Consider the following 16,924-nt stretch of genomic DNA (forward strand, 5'->3'; position numbering starts at 1 on the left):
ATGGGGATGTGTCATCCCCATTTCAGCGCAACAATTCCTGCCGGTCCCTGCCCCCCGGTCCCCGGTTCCTAACTGCCTTCCTTGATCCGGCGGATCTCTTCCTTGATGAGGGTTTCGGCCAGATCGGGCACCACTTCCCACGCGATCCGCTCGATGACCTCCCGGGAAATGCGGGAGATGGCTGCAGCAAGCTGCTCCTCGGTCAGGGTGATGGTCCCTCCACCCCCCTCGACAGCGGGCGCAGCAGTGAAGGACGCGGATGACGGAACCGGTTTCTCTTCAGGAGCAAATGAAGATACCCCGGCGGCCGGAGTAAATTCCGTTTTCAAGGGCATTTCAAAGGGCTCGATGCCCGGGTCAAACGCTCCGGAAACCGGCGTTTCGGAAATGCTTCCGTACGGCTCAACAACGCTTTCAGCGCTCTCCTCGCCGAATACGAATGACTCATCCATGGGGGGAGCACTGAAGGGTGCCGGTTCGACGGAAGCTGACGGAGCAGGCGTTTCCGCCGCCACGGCAAAACCGAACTCGTCGCTGGCAGAGGCAAAGCCGAAATCGACCGACTCGGCGGCAGGCCCCGTTCCGGCACCAAAGACGTCCGGAGTCTGTTCCAGCCCAAAGGGAGAAACCTCGTCTACTGCGGCGGACGCTCCATCGGCAGCCGCCTGGCTGGACTTGACAGGCTCGTCACCGACAACCTCGTCCTCAAGCTCGAAAGCACCCCAGAGATCATCGGCGGGAGATGCCTCCTCAACCGCGAAGACAAAGGGTTGCGGTTCGGGCACGGTTACCTTGGCGGCCGTGGGTTCGGGGGTGGGAGGTGGCGTCACGGCCGGCTGGGGCTCACTGGACGCGGGTTCGTCGAATTCAATGGCAAAGGACTCAACCGGCCCGGCAGCAACTGGTGCAACGGACGCAATTGATTCAGCCGCCTCTGCCACTGTCGGCGCCGCAGGCGGCGTCACGGCCGTCATAGTCGGTGCTGCTGCCGCCACTGACGGCGCCCCGGCCCGGCTTTTGCCAAGATCAAGGAGAGTTTTGACCTTGTCGATAAGTTGCTGGGACTCGAAAGGCTTGGAGATGAAATCGTCGGCGCCGCACTGGCGGGCCTTCTCCTCGTCAAAGGGCTCGAAGGCACCGGTCATGAGGAGGATGGGGACAGTGCCGAGGGCGGGATCCTTCCGGATGGCGGTACAGACCTCGTAGCCGGACTTGCCGGGCATGAGGGCGTCCACCAGCATCACATCAGGGGTGACTTCGCGGGCCTTCTCCACAGCGGAGTCCCCATTGTCAACGACAGTAAGGTCGCAGTCCTCGTTGGCGAAGATGATCCCCACGACCTTCTGGATTGTGATGCTGTCGTCGGCAAGGAGAATCCTGTTGCCCATGAAAAAACCTCCTCGGATAGGAGCGCCGTAAGTCCTGAAAAACCGCGAACAACCGCGGAAAAACTAGCACAGCCCCCCGGTGGGTGTCAAGATGTTTACCGGCCCTGCGGGGCCTTGAACATGGCGATTTCGGACAGTTCCCGAAGGTCTGGGTGGAGCATGGCAAAGGCCACCGTGGAGAGATCGTTCCTGAGCTTCGAGAATGCCCGCGTGCTCCGGTAGTCGAGTCGCGAGGAGAGGAGAACCACGAAGACGTCGTTCTCGGGATCGATCCAGAGGGAGCTTCCCGAATAGCCGGTGTGCCCGAAGGAGGCTTCGGAAAACCCTCTCCCCTTCGGCGAAGAGTAGGGTGACGCGATGTCCCATCCCAGGCCCCGGCGCACCGTGCCGCCACGGGAGAAATGGGGGGCCGCCATCTGGCGCAGGGTCGGGGCCGCGAGCACCCGCTGGCCGTCAAGCTCTCCATCGCCAAGAATCATGCGGCAAAAGCGGGCCAGGTCGCCGGCCGTGGTAAAGATTCCCGCGTGTCCAGCCACGCCGTCAAGGAGCCTGGCCGTGGTGTCCTGAACCTTCCCGAATTGGGGACCGCCCCCGACATCAAGGGTTGCCGCGCAGCGGCCGGCAGCGGCCGGACCGGGATTGAAACAGGTCGCCGTCATGGCAAGGGGGCCATAGACGGTTTCAGACACGACGCGGTCCAGCGGTGTGCCGGTCACCCGACGTACCAGTTCTCCCAGGAGGATGAAATTGATATCGGCGTACCGGAAACGGTGGCCGGGTTCCCCCTTGAGCTTCTGGCGGGCAACCCCTTCGAGGGCGCTCAGGAGAGGACTTGAGGCTGAAAGCGGGAAGTCGTCGAGCCCCGAGGTATGGGTCAGCAGATGCTCCACCAGGACCCCATCCTTCCCCTTGCCGGCGAACTCGGGAAACCAGCGGGTGACGGGATCGGCAAGGGAAAGTCGCCCTTGCTCCACCAACCCCATGACAACCGGCGCCGTGGCCACCACCTTGGTGAGGGATGCCACATCGAAAATGGTTTCTGTCGAGACCGGAAGGGCGCCGGACTCACCGGAGACCCTGCCGAAGGCCGATTCGTAGACGATGCCGTGGCGATTTCCCACGACCACCACCCCCCCGGCGACGAGCCCGTCGGCCATGGCCTTGTCCATCAGGCGCGAAACGGTATTCTGCCATGGAAAGGGGGCGAGAGGGGTGTCGCCGGCGAACACCGGCAGAGAGGTAAAAAGGATGAGGAGCAGAATGAAGAGCTTACGGCACATAGCGGACCCCATCACCAGACGATTGGTAGCAGACTCCAGCTTTTCTTGCAAAACAGGGGCCATCATTCGGCTCTCCAGAAACGGCAAAGGGGAGTTGCCTCCCCTCCAGAGCGTCTGTGCGAACCGGTCCTCAGTTTATCCGGAACTCAACCGCCTTCAGCAGCTTCCCTGCGCTGTCGAGGGCTTCAACCCGCCATGTGCCGATGGAATCGCGGTCAATGGGACGCTTGCTCCAGGTGCGCCACTTCTGGCCCTTGACCTGAAGCTCCTGCTCGCCCACCACTTCACCGTTCCGGTACCAGACGTGCCGGATGGGCGTCTCCTCCCCCGAAGGATTGACGATCCGGGTGAAGCAGTAGAGGGCGGGAACCGACCGGTGATTGATCCGCCGGACCGCATCGATGGGATTGTTGCGGGAGACCTTGGTCGTAACGGCCATCTCGGTGATCCGCAGGGAGCCGCCCTCGGCAGCCATTGACGCTGTCGCTCCAGGCAGACACAACCAAAATGCCGTCAGAAATGCGAACAGTTTTCTCATGAGCATTACCCCCGTGCCGTAGAAGCAGGTTCGTCCGCGCTTTCCTCAGGTCCGGTAATCGGCGTTGATCTTGACATAGTCGTAGGAGAGGTCCGACGTATAGACCGTGGAGACCCCCTCGCCCAGGTGGAGATCAACCGTCACGCTGAATTCCCTCTTTTTGAGGATCTCGGTCCCCCGCGCTTCCGCATCGCCACCAGTAAAGACCCCGGCTCTAACCATCTGCACGTCATCAAAGAACAGTTCGGTCCGGTCAGGATCCACTTCGGCGCCCGAGTACCCCACCGCCGCGAAGATCCGTCCCCAGTTGGCGTCCTGGCCGAAGAATGCGGTCTTCACGAGGCACGAGTTTGCCACCGCCATGGCTGCCCGCTTGGCGTCGGCATCGGACCGGGCCCCCTTGACGGTGATCTCCACGAACTTTGTGGCCCCCTCACCGTCCTTGACGATGAGCTTGGCAAGAGCCAGGAGCACCTCGTCCAGAAGCCGCACAAACTCGGCAGCATCGTCGCTCCCGGCAGAGAGCACCGGGTTGCCGGCAGCGCCGTTGGCCATGATGAGGGCGGTGTCGTTGGTGGAGGTGTCGCCGTCCACGGTGATGGCATTGAAGGAGCGCTCCACCCCGGCGGCAAAGACCGTCCGGAGCCACGTCGGGTCCACCGCCGCGTCGGTCACGATAAAGGCGAGCATGGTGGCCATGTTGGGCATGATCATCCCTGCCCCCTTGGCGATGCCGGCTACGGTGTACTCCATGCCGCCGGCCTTCCCCGTCCTGACCTCCATCTTGGGAAAGGTGTCGGTGGTCATGATGGCGCGGGCCACGTCGTCGAAGGTGCCCGTGCCGAGTCCCCGGACAAGGGGAGGAATCCCGGCTCGCATCCGCTCCATGGGAAGGGGCACGCCGATGACGCCGGTGGAGCAGACGAGCACCTCCTCCTCCGCGGAACCGACCCCGTCGGCCACAAGCCGCGTCGTCTCCCGGGCATCGGCCAATCCGACAGGACCGGTGCAGGCGTTGGCGTTCCCGCTGTTGACGACAATTGCCCGGCAGGCGCCCTTTTTCGTCCGTTCCTGATCGAGGAGGACCGGCGCCGCCTTCACCGCGTTCGTGGTATAGACCCCTGCCACCGCAGCCGGCGTTTCGGAGACAATCAGTGCCAGGTCCAGGCGCCCCGGCTTCTTGATGGCCGCCTCCACGGCGGAGAATTTGAATCCTTTTATGTTCATCATGCCCTCCGCTTGTTTTCGCGTAGGGGGGTGATTAATCACGCCCTATCCTCACGGCAAGCAATCCGGGCGCAACGAATTGCGCCCCCACATGAAATCCCGATCATTTCCCACAGCACTTCTTATACTTCTTCCCGCTCCCGCAGGGGCACGGATCGTTGCGGGAAGCGCTCTTCTTGCTCCTGGCCGGCTGGGGAGCTGTTGCCGGCTCCTCGCCGAGATTGAATACTATCTTCTTCTGGGCCTGTTGCTGCTGTTCCTCTTCCATCCGTTCCACGTCTTCCTCGCGGGCGATCTGGACCCAGAAGATCTTCTCCACGGTTTCTTCGGCGATGCGGGCCATCATATCCATGAAGAGGCGGTAGGCCTCCTTCTTGTACTCCTGCTTCGGGTCCTTCTGGCCGTACCCCCTGAGGCCGATCCCCTCCTTCAGGTGGTCGATGGAGAGGAGATGGTCCTTCCACTGGCTGTCGATAGCCTGGAGCATGATCACCTTGATGAGGTGATCCATGAGCTCGTCGCCGAAGGAAGCCAGCTTCCCTTCATAGGCCTCATGAACCGATTCCTTGAGGAGCTTGCGGAAGCTCTCGGGGGCGAGCCGGTCCATGGTTTCGGCCGGGATGTCGATCTGGAAGCCGAAGGTCTTGTAGACCGCCTCGACAATGGCCTGCCAGTCCCATTCGGAGGCGTGGACCTTGTCGATGGCGAAGGCCGCGGCGATGTCCTCGATGGTGTCGTCGAGCATCTGGGTGAAGTTGCCGCGGATGTCCTCCCCGGCCAGGATTTCCCGGCGCTGGGTGTAGATGACCTCCCGCTGCTTGTTCATGACGTCGTCGTATTCGATGAGGTGCTTGCGGATCTCGAAGTTGTGGGCCTCCACCTTCTTCTGGGCGTTCTCGATGGCCTTGGTGATCATGCCGTGGGTGATGGCCTCCCCCTCCTCGATCTTGAGGAAGTCCATGATCTTGGAGACCCGCTCGGAGCCGAAGATGCGCAGGAGATCATCCTCCAGCGACAGGTAGAAGCGGGACGACCCCGGATCGCCCTGGCGGCCGGAACGGCCCCGGAGCTGGTTGTCGATGCGCCGGGATTCGTGGCGCTCGGTGCCGAGGATGTGAAGGCCGCCCAGCTTCACTACCTCGTCGTGCTCGGCCGCGCACTCCGCCTTGTACTTGGCAAGGATAGCGGCGTACTCCTCATCCGCGGCATCGGGGTTCTCCCGGCGCCACTGCTTGGCCAGGGAATCGGGATTCCCCCCCAACACAATGTCGGTACCGCGGCCGGCCATGTTGGTGGCGATGGTCAGCATCCCCTTGCGCCCCGCCTGGGCCACGATCTCGGCCTCCCGCTCGTGCTGCTTGGCATTGAGGACGTTGTGGGGAATCCCCTGTTTTTTGAGGAGTTCCGAAAGGACCTCGGACTTCTCGATGGAGATGGTGCCCACCAGGACCGGCTGCCCCTTCTGGTGGCAATCCTTGATCTCTTCGATTACGGCGGCGAACTTCTCCCGCTCGGTCTTGTAGATGACGTCGGGGAAGTCGGGGCGGAGCAGGGGCCGGTTGGTGGGGATAACCGTCACGTCCAGCTTGTAGATCTTGTGGAATTCCTCGGCCTCGGTGTCGGCGGTACCGGTCATGCCCGAGAGTTTCTCGTACATCCGGAAGTAGTTCTGGAAGGTGATGGTGGCCAGGGTCTGGTTCTCGTTCTCGATCTCCACCCCCTCCTTGGCCTCGATGGCCTGGTGGAGGCCGTCGGACCAACGGCGTCCCGGCATGAGGCGGCCGGTGAACTCATCGACGATGATGACCTCCCCTTCCTTCACCACATAGTCCACGTCGCGCCGGAACAGGGCGTGGGCCCGCAAGGCCTGGTTCACGTGGTGGAGGAACTCCATATTTTGGGGATCATAGAGGTTGCTGATCTTGAGAAGCTTCTCCACCTTCAGCACCCCCTCCTCGGTGAGGGTGGCGGAGCGGGCCTTCTCGTCCACGGTGAAGTCGCCGGTGTATTCCTTTTTCTTGCCCGAGAGGGTGTTGGCCTCCACCTCCTTCATCTCCCCCTTTTTCAGGTGGGGGATGACCCGGTCGATGATGTAGTACTTGTCAGTGGAGTCCTCGGTGGGGCCGGAGATGATGAGTGGCGTCCGGGCCTCGTCGATGAGGATCGAGTCAACCTCGTCCACGATGGAGAAATAGAAGGGACGCTGCACGTAGTCGTCCAGGGAGAACTTCATATTGTCCCGCAGATAGTCGAAGCCGAACTCGTTGTTGGTGCCGTAGGTGATGTCGGCGGCGTAGGCCTCGCGGCGCTCCTCGTCGTCGAGGCCATGGACGATGACGCCGACGGAGAGGCCGAGGAAGTTGTAGATCCGTCCCATCCAGTCGGAGTCGCGCTTGGCCAGGTAGTCGTTGACCGTGACCACATGTACCCCTTTGCCGGTAAGGGCGTTCAGGTAGGCAGGGAGGGTAGCCACGAGCGTCTTACCCTCGCCGGTCTTCATCTCGGCGATCTTGCCGCTGTGGAGCACCATGCCGCCGATGAGCTGCACGTCGAAGTGGCGCATGTTGTGGACCCGCTTGCCCGCCTCGCGGCAGACGGCAAAGGCCTCGGGGAGGAGGGAGTCGAGGGATTCCCCCTTGGCGCAACGCTCCTTGAACTCGGAGGTTTTATTCCTGAGCTGGTCGTCGGTGAGCGCGGCCATCTGGGGCTCCAGCCCGTTGATCTTTTCCACGATGGGCCAGAGGCGCTTCAGTTCCCGCTCGTTCTTGCTTCCCACGATCTTCTTGATGATGGTTCCGAACATTATGAGGTGTCTCCTGGAAGGAATATTTTTTATGGAAATGCAACGGAGAACGGTAGCACAAAGGGGTGAAATGCTCAACAGAATCCGTGTCGAGTCTGGCGTTCAACGTATGTCGTCACGCAATCGTTGCATGTTGAGCACCGTTAGTACTTCCGGTTGTCATACATCCTTCTGGTCTTCCCCTCCGAACGGGGGAGTTCGCCGTAGGGGAGGACAACCACCTCGCAGGAAACCATGAGGCTGTGCTTGACGGTAGAGGCGACCTTTCGGGCAAGGGCCGGGTCGTCGGCCGGAGCACCGTCCTCGCCCCGCTCCACGCGGATGGTCATGTAGTCGCGGCCGTCGGCGCCATGGTCGAGAACCACCTGGAATTCGCTCCCGACCCCCTCCACGGTATCGAGAATCTCGTCGATCTGCCCCGGGTAGATATTGACGCCGCGGAAGATGACCACGTCGTCGGAACGGCCGAGAATCCGGTCGTGACGGGGGAACGTGCAGCCGCAGGGGCAGTCGCCGGGAATCAGCCGGGTGAGGTCCCGGGAGCGGTAGCGAATGAGGGGTGCCGCCTCCTTGCGAAGCGTCGTGAAGACCATCTCCCCCACCTCTCCCGGCGCCACCGGCTGGAGGGTTTCGGGATCGAGGATTTCGAGGAGATAGTAGTCGGCCCAGTAGTGGACCGCGCCGTTGACGCCCGGCACGCCGCAGGAAAGGCCGGTGCCGGGGCCATAGACCTCGGTGAGGCCGGTGATGTCGTGGACCGACTCCGCCCCGAGCCCTTCCCGGATCTTGGCGAGCATCGCCTCACTGGAGCGCTCGGCCCCGAGTATCACCTTCCGGACCTTTATCCTGTCCCTGAGCCCCCGCCGCTGCACCTCTTCCGCCAGGAGCAGCCCCATGGAGGCGGTGCAGCAGACCACCGTGGACTGGAGGTCCGTGAGGAATGTGGTCTGGATCTCCAAGTTCCCCGGCCCCACCGGCACAGCCAGGGCGCCGTACCGCTCGCAGGCGGACTGGAAGCCGATTCCGGCGGTCCAGAGCCCGTAACCGACACAGATCTGGACCCGGTCCTCCCGGGTCACCCCCGCCAGCTCGTAGCAACGGCAGAACATCCGGGCCCAGTCGTCCAGATCCTTCTGGGTGTAGCAAAGGATCTTCCTCTTGCCGGTAGTACCGGAGGATGAGTGGATCCGGACGATCTCCTCAAAGGATGCCGACCGGAGCGGAAAGGGATAGCCGGCCCGCAGGTCATCGGCTGTGGTAAAGGGGAGTCTGCGCAGGTCGTCGAGGGTGCGGATATCTTCCGGCGAGACGCCGGCCTGCTGGAACCGCTCCCGGTAGAAGGGGGAGTTGTTCCAGGCGTGGGCGACGGTCCATTGCACGCCGGCAAGCTGCAGCCGTTCAAGGTCGGCAGGGGAAGAAAAGGGGGCGGGGAAACGTGTGAGCATCGTTTGTGAAACCTCCGGACGAAAATCAGCCTGCTGCATTCTCCATCCCCAGACGAAGGGCCATCAGGGAAGAGTCCCGAAGCTTCCCCTTCTCGGCCAGGCGCCGTTCGATGGTCCCGATGACCTGCTCGACGGTGCAGAAGAGGTTGCCCGAGGCGGCGAGCCGCGCCAGGGCAAAGCCGAGGAGGATCAGGTTGAGGGACTGGGGATTGCCGAGCTCCAGGGAAAGGGCATCAGCGTCGATGACATGGACCGGATGGCCGTCGAGGCCGGTCGGAGCATCCTTGGCGTTCACGACGACCCAACCGCCGGGACGAAGGAAATGACGGTGGATCGCCACGTTCTCCTCCTTCATGGCGATGAGTCCATCGGCGCGCCCCGGTCTCACGAGGGGGCTCGGAAACTCCCCCGCCTTCAGGTGGGAGATGACCACTCCCCCCCGCTGGGCCATGCCGTGGGTCTCGGAGGTCATGACCGGCATCCCCAGGCTGATAGCGGTTTCGGCGAGGATGCGGGTCAGGAAGAGGATTCCCTGGCCGCCGACGCCACTGATGATGAGCTGCTGACCGGTCATTGTCCCACCTCCTCGATTGCCAGCCGTGGGCAGACGTCGATGCAGACACCGCAGTCGGTGCAGATGAGGGTGTCGATGGCGACCCGCTTCTCCTCCTCGTCATAGACCAGGGCCGGGCATTCGAACTGGGTGGTGCAGTAACGGCAGCCGTTGCAGGCGTCGCTGATGGCAACCTTTCGCCGCGGCGGGCGGTCCCCCTTGAAGGTGCGGTCCACCACGCAGGGTTGGCGGGCGATGACCACGGCAAGCCCGTCGGTCCGGGCAAAGGCGACCGCTTCCTTCATGAGGTCGGTGAACGCCGGAAGGTTGCCGGGGCGCCCCACCTTGCAGAACTTCACCCCGCAGGCCTTCACGAGCCCCTCCATGTCGACCGTGGCCGTGGGGACCCCGCCAGCCCCCCACCCCAGGGCCGGGGTCGGCTGGTTGCCGGTCATGGCGGTGGTGGCGTTGTCGAGGATCACGAGGACGAACCGGGCATCCTGGACTACCGCGTCGATGAGGGGGGGAATGCCAGCGTGGAAGAAGGTGGAATCGCCGATGGTGGCGACGATGTCGGGAACCAGGCCCCCCAGTTTGTGGGCGTGGTAGAAGCCGCAAGCCTGGGAGACCGCTGCCCCCATACAGAGGACGGTGTCGACTCCTCCCAGGTTGATGCCGAGGGTGTAGCAGCCGATATCCGACGGAAAGATCCCCTTGGGGGCGGCACGCTTGATGGCATAGAAGCTGGCCCGGTGGGGGCAGCCGGGGCAGAGGGTCGGACGGCGGCCCCCTTCGGCGGCGGGAGCGGGAGCTTCCGGGGTTTCGATCCCGGCAAAAGAGGCAATGAGCCCTTCGATAAGTTCCGGCGATAACTCACCCACCTCGGGAACGAAACCGGAACGTTTCCCCTTGACCCGGTGGCGGTCGGCAAGCTGCAGCTCCATCACCCCGGTGGTCTCTTCGAGAACGAGGATCTCGTCGTACTTCTCAAGGATCGTGGACACGAAGGCCGAATGGAGCGGATAGGCCTGCACCACCTGCCAGAGGGGGAGCGTCTCCCGGAGCCCCAGGTCATTCAGCACTTCGCGGGCGTGGGCCGCAGCGACTCCGGAGGCGACAACGGCCCGCCGCGCTGTGGCAGCCGGATTGAGAAGCCGGGGGGCGGACGGCTCCCAGGCGGCGATCCGCGCCAGTTTTTCCTCCAACTCCAGGTGGAGACGGTGGCGGAACTTGGGGGTGGCGGCCCAGCGGGCCGGGTTTTTCTCGAAAAGGGCTTTGCGGTCCGATGGGGCCACGGGACCGGGGAGGACGTCCTGGTTGGCGTGGCAGACCCGGGTGGTGGGGCGGAGCATGACCGGAATCTCGAAGGCCTCGGAGAGCTCGAAACCGACTTTCACCAGTTCCCGGGCCTGCTCCGGGGAGTCGGGGTCCAGCACCGGCACCTTGGCGCCCATGGCCATGAGGCGGCTGTCCTGCTCGGTCTGGGAGGAGTGGGGGCCGGGGTCGTCGGCGCTGATGACCAGAAAGCCCCCCTTCACCCCCAGGTAGGCGGCGCTCATGAACGGGTCGGAGGCCACGTTGAGCCCCACCTGCTTCATGGCGGTGGCGGCCCTTAGCCCCGCCTGGGACGCCGCATAGGCGATCTCCAGGGCCACCTTCTCGTTCACCGCCCACTCTACGTGCATGGGAAGATCATAACGGGCCTGCCACTGGGCCACGGACGAAAGGATCTCCGAGGCGGGGGTACCGGGATAGGAGGCCACCACGTTGCATCCCGCCTCCACAAGGCCGTGGGCCATGGCTTCATTGCCGAGCAACAGCATTCGTTCACTCACCTGCTTTTCCTCCCAACGCAAAATCAGAGAATTCTCCGCACTCGCCCGGTGTTTGTCAACCTGAAATCACGAAACCGCCAGCCGGTATTAATCCGAACGTGGCGGTTTCATTGACCGGCCCGGTACTCCGGGTCTGTAAGGGCAGCCTACTCGCCGCTCACATCAAGGGCAGCGATCCGCAGCGACGGCGCTCCCACGGTGCCGTAAAGCCGAAGGTCGTTCCCCACCCCCTCCACACCCCGGAAGAGTTCCAGAATATTTCCGGCAATGGCGATCCCCTTGACCGGAACCGTCACCCTCCCCTCCTCGATGAGAAACCCGGCGGCCCCCACGGAGAAATCGCCGGAGATGGGGTTGGCGGTGTGCATCCCCATGACATCGGTGAGGAGGATGCCCCGCCCGATGCCGGCCATGAGGTCGTCGAGGGGTACAGAGCCGTTCTCGATGAAGAGGTTGGACACCCCCATGTGGGGAGGTGACTTGATGCCGCCCCGGCTGGCATTGCCGGTGGATTCGACGCCATCCTTGCGGGCCCGGAGGGTGTCGTAGAGGTATCCGCGGAGGACGCCGTCCTCCACAAGGATTGTGTTCTGCTTCGGCACTCCCTCGGAGTCAAAGGGAGCGGTCCCCATGCCGCCGGGGAGGGTCCCGTCATCCCGAATCCGGAGGAGGGGGCTGATAATCCGCTCTCCCTTTTTCCCCGCCAGGAGCGACTTCCCCTTCTGGACGCTCTCGGCCAGGAAGGCGGAGGCGAGCACCTCCAGGATTTCGGTGGCCACGTAGTTATCGAGAACCGCCGGACAGCGCATGGTCGGGATCTTCGCGGCCCCCAGAAGCCCCACCGCCTTGGCCACGGCCCGTGTCGCGATCCGGTCAACGGACAGATCGGCGAACCGGTTGGCGAAGTCGAAGTCCCACCCCATCTGGGAATTGCCGCTTTCCTCGGCGATAGCCGAGACGCTGGCCGACACCGACGTACCCCGGCAGGTGGCATCGACGCCACGGGAGTTGACGATACGGGTCTCCACCGTCGATTCGCCGAAGGAGCATTTGCGGACCCTCTTCACCCGCGGGTCGGCGGCCATGACGAGCCGCTCCAGCGCCATGGCCCGCTCCACCTTCTCCGCCTCGGGGACCGATGCCAGCCCCTCGTCGTAGAGCCCGGGGATCTCCGAACCGGGACGGGGCTCGGGAAAGGCATGGTGCTCATCGGGGGTCTGGGCCCCGGCCCCCACGAGGGCGTTTTCCACCATGCGGGCAAGGTCGGCAGGCTCCATGCTGGTGGAGTACGAGAACCCCATGCCGCCGTTTCTCAAAACCCGGATGCTTACCCCGCCCGGGGCGGAGCACTTGAAGGTGTCCACCTTCTGCTCCTTCACCTCGATGGAGAGTAGGCGCGACGTTGCGGCGGCAACCTCCCACCCATCCAGGGAACGGTCCTTCAGGAGGGTGGCGACGGTTTCGATCATTTCATTGGTTTGCATGGGCACCTCGTAGGGGCGCAATTCATTGCACCCAGGGCGTGATAAATCACGCCCCTGCGGTCATCAAACAATCACAGGTCCAGGATCATTGCGATCTCGTCGCAGTCGGGGAATTTCACGCACTTCATGCAATCACCCCACACCTTGTGGGGAAGCTCCGACTTGTCCACGATCCGCATCCCGAACTTGCCGAAGAAATTGGGCTTGTAGGTGAGGCAGAAAACCCGCTTGAGCCCCAGTTGGCGGGCCTCGTCGATGCAGGCGTTCACGACCTGGGTACCGATCCCCTTCCGCCCCGTCTCCTCCGCCACGGCCACGGAACGGATCTCTGCCAGGTCTTCCCAGATGATGTGGAGAGCGGCGGTGCCGACGATCTCCCCCCCTTCCTCCCACACATAGAAATCACGGATCGACTCGTAGAGCTCCGACAGGGAACGGGAGAGCATGTCCCCCTGACTGGCGAAGTGGGTGAGGAGCTTCTGGATGTTCTTGACGTCACCTATCTGGGCCTTGCGGAGCATGGGTGGGTCTCCTTCTGTGGTGTGGATGGGATGGTCCTGCGTTAAATGGCTATTTACGCCGATCCATAACATAACAGCTTCTGTGGGATTTCTTGGCCATCTTTTTCAGTTCCGCCGCCACCTCGGCCACCTTGGCGTAGTGGCCGATCTTCGGCGAATCCATGGGAACAATGGAGATGGCGACCCCCATGAGGGGCACCCGTTCCTCGTTCCCCTTGCGGTCGTGGGCAACGTAGAATCCCCGCGCCTTCTCCTCCTCGTTGAAGAGCTCGGAAACGACGGCGGTGAAGTTGGCTATGATCCGCTCCGACACGGCCTCAGCCTGCTCGAGGGGCACGATGAAGACGAAATCGTCGCCGCCTATGTGGCCCGCAAACCCCTCACCCGCCTCCTTGACGGCATTGGCGATGATGCGGGCAACCATCCGGATCACCTCGTCGCCGTGGGCGAAGCCATAGACGTCATTGTACTGTTTGAAGTGGTTGAGGTCCACGTAACAGACCCCCATGGGCTTTCCCACCGCATGCTCGATGGCGCGCTGGATGGAGGTGTTGCCGGGGAGCCTCGTCAGGGGATTGTTGTCGAAGACCCGCCTGAGGCGCCGCAGCGACAGGGCAATCCGGGTGAAGAGATCCCGGTAACTGAGTGGGGTAGTGACGAAATCGTCGAGGGGATATTCCTCCCAGTCGAACCCTTCGGCAGCCCATTCGGGGATCATCCCTATGACAGGGATGGTGGAGAAGAAGAAATCATCCTTCAAACTGCGGATAATGCCGAGAAGCGTCTGGTCGGGGGTCGCCAGGTCCATGAGCACCACGTCGGGGGGGTCGGAGTAGATGAGCCCCATGACACTGGGAGGATTATCAAGGGTGACCACCTGGTACCCCTTGCTCTGAAGGCGCAGTTCGAGGCTCCCATCCCCGCCGTTGGGGCTGGTGACGACGATGATCCTCAGATTAGTTCTCATCGGTGGACTGTATCTCCAGGCTGAAGTTTTTGACTTCCACCAGCCTGTCCTCAAGCTCTTCCACAATGGCGGCAAGGTCGTCCTCGGTCATGCCGAGCCACTCCCAGGCCGTGGGCTGGATGCGGGGTACATAGGCTTCGCAACTGAAGCCGAAACCGCTCGCCTTGACGAGCACGTCGGCCAGATGCACCACGGCGGTCTTCATCTTGTGGTGCTGGGCGTTGGCCACGTCATGGTGGCAGGCCACCGGCTCGCTCAACTTATTGGGAAGATACCAGTTGTGCACCAGCCACTCCCCGACCTCGGCGTGGTCGGTCTGGAGCACCTGCCGTTCGGCTTCAAGCATGGGAATGCCGTCACGCTCCACCATGTTACAGATACGCTCATAATCCTCGGCGCACTTCTCCTTGATAATCACCTTGCCGATGTCGTGGAGAAGGGCCGCGGTGGAGATTTCCTCGACCTCGGGAAGCTTCAGGTGCCTGGCGATGATATTTGCCGCCACGCCGGCCCCCAGGGAGTGCTCCCACAGCCCGACGATGGTCTTTTCCATAATCTCGAAGATGGAAGAGCTAAGGGCGAGACTCTTGATGACATTCACCCCCAGGAGAATGAGGGCGTTAGAGATGGTGGAAACCCGGTAGAAACCGTAGGACGGAGAATTGACAAGCCGCAGCACCCGGGCCGACAATATCTGGTCCGAGGATACCAGGCGGGCCATCTCCTCGATGGTAGACTTGCGGTTTTCGGACAGGGCCTGAAGCCGCGACACAACGCCGGGAAGAGTTGGGAGCGAGTTCGTATCCCGGATGATGTCGAGGATCTTGTCGCGCTTACTTCCCACCTTCACCCCCCATGGAGCGGATAATGTTCTTGCGGTAGATATCCTTCAGCCGCATCATGAGCGGTACGTTCGCCACCTTGCTGAACCGGTGGTCCAGGTCCGCCAGAAGATCCTCCAGGGTCTTCTCCCCCTCGATGACGACCGGATGCCCCTCCACGGTTATGGACTTGATCCCCAGGTTCTTGAGCCGTTCAATGAGCGATTCCGTAAGGGTCGTCCCCCGGCCGCAGATGGGTGGGGCCTGGGGATTGTCGGTCCGCCTCACGTCGCGGGCAAGGGCCATTTCCGGCTCGGCAAGGGCTATGGGTATCGTCTGCATCGGGTTTCGTCTCCGTGAACGGCTGGGTCGTTTCTACGCCCCGGCCCCGTGGGCTATCATCTCGCGGGCATGCTCCAGGGTCCGGTCGGTGATGGTGACTCCCCCCAGCATCCGGGCCATCTCCGCCACCCGGGCCTCCCCTTCCAACGGGGTGACGGTGGTGGCGGTCCGCCCCCCCTCCACCCGCTTCTCCACTAGGTAGTGGTGGTCGGCAAAGGCCGCCACCTGGGGAAGATGGGTTATGCAGAGGACCTGCTGCCCCCTGCTGACCCGCTTGAGCTTTTCCCCCACCAGGGCCGACGTGGCGCCGCCGATGCCGGTGTCCACCTCATCGAACACAAGCGTCGGCACGTCGCTCTCCGGATGGACCTGCTTGAGGGCCAGCATGAGCCGGGAGAGCTCCCCGCCCGAGGCGATCTTCGTCAGGGGCTTCGGTTCCTCCCCCGGGTTGGGGGAAAAGAGAAACTCGGCCCGCTCAAGCCCCGTGGCCCGCGGCTCGGAAAACTCCTCGAAGGCGACCTCGAAAAGGGCGTGCTTCATGGCAAGCTGGTGAATCTCCCGCTCCATGGCCTTTTGCAACTCCTTCGCCACGGCGCGGCGCTTCGCCGAAAGCTCCCCCCCCTTTGCCGCAAGCTCCTTCCGCAGCCTCTCCAGGGCCGCGTCCAGCTCACCGCGGGTTCGCTCACGGTTTTCAAGGAGTTCCATCTCGCGGGCCGCCTCCTCTCCGTAGGCAATGATCTCCTCCACGGTCGGGGCATATTTCTTCTTGAGCCGCCGGATCAGGTCGAGCCGCTCCTCCACCCGCTCCAGCCGGGCGGGATCGGCCTCGACCCGCGAGGAGTAATCCCTGAGGGTCATGGCGGCATCTTCCAACTGGGCGGCGGCATCCGCCAGGGAATCCATGAGCGGTCCGAGGGATGCGTCAATGCCGGCTATCTCGGCCACCTTTCCCTTCACCTCGGCCAGTCGGTCGAGCACGGCACCATCGTCCCCGTAGAGGGCCGCATAGGCCTCCTGGCTGGCAAAGAGGAGCTTTTCGCCGTGGGCCAGGAGCCCCCGCTCCCGCTCCAGATCCGCATCCTCGCCGGGGTGCAGGGCCGCCTCACGAATCTCGCTTGCCTGGAACGACAGGAGATCGAGCCGCCGGGCCGCCTCCCGCTCCCCCTCCTCCAGCGCCCGGATTTGATCGAGGGTAGCGCGGTAATCGGCATAGAGGGCGCCATAGGCCTCCCGGAGAGGGAGAAGCCCCCCAAAACCGTCCAGGAGGGTCAGGTGGTTGTCGGCCCGCAGGAGGGTCTGGGACTCATGCTGGCCGTAGATGTTGACGAGCTCCCGGGCCATGTCGGCGAGAATCGCCTGGGTGGAGAGACCGCCCCCCACGAAGACCCGGTTGCGTCCCGAGCGGGACACGACCCGTTTCACCAGAAGCTCGCCGTCGCACTCGATCCCCGCTTCGGCTAGGCGGGCACCAAGGGGGGTACCTTCGGGGAGCGCAAAGACCGCCTCTACGGTGGCCTCCTCGGCGCCGGTCCGGATCAGGTCGGCGGAGGCGCGCCCCCCCATGATGAGGTTTACCGCGTCGATGATGATCGATTTTCCCGCGCCGGTCTCGCCGGTAAGGACCGTGAACCCCGGCTGGAACGGGACATGGAGGGTATCAATAATGGCGAGGTTTCTTATGGAGAGGTCGATGAGCATGGCAAACCGGGGATTGGGGACC

Annotated in this window: 14 protein-coding genes; all 14 read right to left on the reverse strand. The window is 63.2% G+C overall.

Annotated elements, in window-relative coordinates:
- Positions 1-68: 68 nt before the first annotated feature.
- The 14 genes from KJB29_RS15265 to recN all read right to left on the reverse strand — a co-directional run bounded on the left by KJB29_RS15265 (position 69) and on the right by recN (position 16,902).
- On the reverse strand, positions 69-1,388 hold the full coding sequence (locus tag KJB29_RS15265; RefSeq protein ID WP_004514438.1) for a response regulator: 1,320 nt from the start codon (positions 1,386-1,388) through the stop codon (positions 69-71).
- 95 nt (positions 1,389-1,483) lie between these two features.
- Positions 1,484-2,734: a serine hydrolase domain-containing protein gene (locus KJB29_RS15270; protein WP_004514437.1), complete on the reverse strand. Its 1,251-nt coding sequence runs from the start codon at positions 2,732-2,734 to the stop codon at positions 1,484-1,486.
- A gap of 64 nt (positions 2,735-2,798) precedes the next feature.
- Positions 2,799-3,143, reverse strand: coding sequence for a DUF2914 domain-containing protein (locus tag KJB29_RS15275; protein ID WP_004514436.1), 345 nt, complete (start codon positions 3,141-3,143; stop codon positions 2,799-2,801).
- A 108-nt stretch (positions 3,144-3,251) separates the two neighbouring features.
- Positions 3,252-4,436, reverse strand: coding sequence for a bifunctional glutamate N-acetyltransferase/amino-acid acetyltransferase ArgJ (gene argJ, locus KJB29_RS15280; RefSeq protein ID WP_261974681.1), 1,185 nt, complete (start codon positions 4,434-4,436; stop codon positions 3,252-3,254).
- Between the two features lie 100 nt (positions 4,437-4,536).
- Positions 4,537-7,236, reverse strand: a complete 2,700-nt coding sequence (gene secA, locus KJB29_RS15285; RefSeq protein WP_215735274.1) for a preprotein translocase subunit SecA — start codon at positions 7,234-7,236, stop codon at positions 4,537-4,539.
- Between the two features lie 143 nt (positions 7,237-7,379).
- Positions 7,380-8,681, reverse strand: coding sequence for a phenylacetate--CoA ligase (locus tag KJB29_RS15290; protein ID WP_215735275.1), 1,302 nt, complete (start codon positions 8,679-8,681; stop codon positions 7,380-7,382).
- A 25-nt stretch (positions 8,682-8,706) separates the two neighbouring features.
- Positions 8,707-9,255 (reverse strand): indolepyruvate oxidoreductase subunit beta, encoded by a 549-nt coding sequence (locus KJB29_RS15295; RefSeq protein WP_215735276.1) that lies wholly within the window; start codon positions 9,253-9,255, stop codon positions 8,707-8,709.
- Entirely contained in the window at positions 9,252-11,069 is a 1,818-nt protein-coding gene (locus tag KJB29_RS15300) for a thiamine pyrophosphate-dependent enzyme (RefSeq protein ID WP_215735277.1), read from the reverse strand. The genes KJB29_RS15295 and KJB29_RS15300 overlap by 4 nt, the downstream gene beginning before the upstream one ends.
- A gap of 146 nt (positions 11,070-11,215) precedes the next feature.
- Positions 11,216-12,553, reverse strand: coding sequence for a TldD/PmbA family protein (locus tag KJB29_RS15305; protein WP_215735278.1), 1,338 nt, complete (start codon positions 12,551-12,553; stop codon positions 11,216-11,218).
- Positions 12,554-12,624: 71 nt separating this feature from the next.
- The gene (locus KJB29_RS15310; RefSeq protein ID WP_215735279.1) at positions 12,625-13,074 is read right to left on the reverse strand and encodes an N-acetyltransferase; all 450 of its coding nucleotides are present in this window, start codon (positions 13,072-13,074) and stop codon (positions 12,625-12,627) included.
- A gap of 49 nt (positions 13,075-13,123) precedes the next feature.
- Positions 13,124-14,041 carry a GGDEF domain-containing response regulator gene (locus KJB29_RS15315; protein WP_215735280.1) on the reverse strand — a complete coding sequence of 306 codons (918 nt, stop codon included), beginning with the start codon at positions 14,039-14,041 and terminating at the stop codon, positions 13,124-13,126.
- The gene (locus KJB29_RS15320) at positions 14,031-14,885 is read right to left on the reverse strand and encodes an HDOD domain-containing protein (protein ID WP_215735281.1); all 855 of its coding nucleotides are present in this window, start codon (positions 14,883-14,885) and stop codon (positions 14,031-14,033) included. Before KJB29_RS15320 ends, KJB29_RS15315 begins: the two co-directional genes overlap by 11 nt.
- A complete protein-coding gene (locus KJB29_RS15325) occupies positions 14,875-15,204 on the reverse strand; it encodes a hypothetical protein (RefSeq protein ID WP_215735282.1) in 330 nt (109 codons plus the stop codon). Before KJB29_RS15325 ends, KJB29_RS15320 begins: the two co-directional genes overlap by 11 nt.
- A gap of 33 nt (positions 15,205-15,237) precedes the next feature.
- The gene (gene recN / locus KJB29_RS15330) at positions 15,238-16,902 is read right to left on the reverse strand and encodes a DNA repair protein RecN (protein WP_215735283.1); all 1,665 of its coding nucleotides are present in this window, start codon (positions 16,900-16,902) and stop codon (positions 15,238-15,240) included.
- Between the last annotated feature and the right edge of the window lie 22 nt (positions 16,903-16,924).

Source organism: Geobacter grbiciae, assembly GCF_018531165.1.
Classification (GTDB): domain Bacteria; phylum Desulfobacterota; class Desulfuromonadia; order Geobacterales; family Geobacteraceae; genus Geobacter; species Geobacter metallireducens.

Excerpts from the sequence above, each read along its gene's own strand:
- KJB29_RS15265 (WP_004514438.1), bottom strand. The coding sequence starts at position 1,388 with ATGGGCAACAGGATTCTCCTTGCCGACGACAGCATCACAATCCAGAAG.
- KJB29_RS15290 (WP_215735275.1), bottom strand. The coding sequence starts at position 8,681 with ATGCTCACACGTTTCCCCGCCCCCTTTTCTTCCCCTGCCGACCTTGAA.
- KJB29_RS15315 (WP_215735280.1), bottom strand. The coding sequence starts at position 14,041 with ATGAGAACTAATCTGAGGATCATCGTCGTCACCAGCCCCAACGGCGGG.
- argJ (WP_261974681.1), bottom strand. The coding sequence starts at position 4,436 with ATGATGAACATAAAAGGATTCAAATTCTCCGCCGTGGAGGCGGCCATC.
- KJB29_RS15305 (WP_215735278.1), bottom strand. The coding sequence starts at position 12,553 with ATGCAAACCAATGAAATGATCGAAACCGTCGCCACCCTCCTGAAGGAC.
- KJB29_RS15325 (WP_215735282.1), bottom strand. The coding sequence starts at position 15,204 with ATGCAGACGATACCCATAGCCCTTGCCGAGCCGGAAATGGCCCTTGCC.
- KJB29_RS15295 (WP_215735276.1), bottom strand. The coding sequence starts at position 9,255 with ATGACCGGTCAGCAGCTCATCATCAGTGGCGTCGGCGGCCAGGGAATC.
- secA (WP_215735274.1), bottom strand. The coding sequence starts at position 7,236 with ATGTTCGGAACCATCATCAAGAAGATCGTGGGAAGCAAGAACGAGCGG.
- KJB29_RS15270 (WP_004514437.1), bottom strand. The coding sequence starts at position 2,734 with ATGATGGCCCCTGTTTTGCAAGAAAAGCTGGAGTCTGCTACCAATCGT.
- KJB29_RS15275 (WP_004514436.1), bottom strand. The coding sequence starts at position 3,143 with ATGGCTGCCGAGGGCGGCTCCCTGCGGATCACCGAGATGGCCGTTACG.
- recN (WP_215735283.1), bottom strand. The coding sequence starts at position 16,902 with ATGCTCATCGACCTCTCCATAAGAAACCTCGCCATTATTGATACCCTC.
- KJB29_RS15310 (WP_215735279.1), bottom strand. The coding sequence starts at position 13,074 with ATGCTCCGCAAGGCCCAGATAGGTGACGTCAAGAACATCCAGAAGCTC.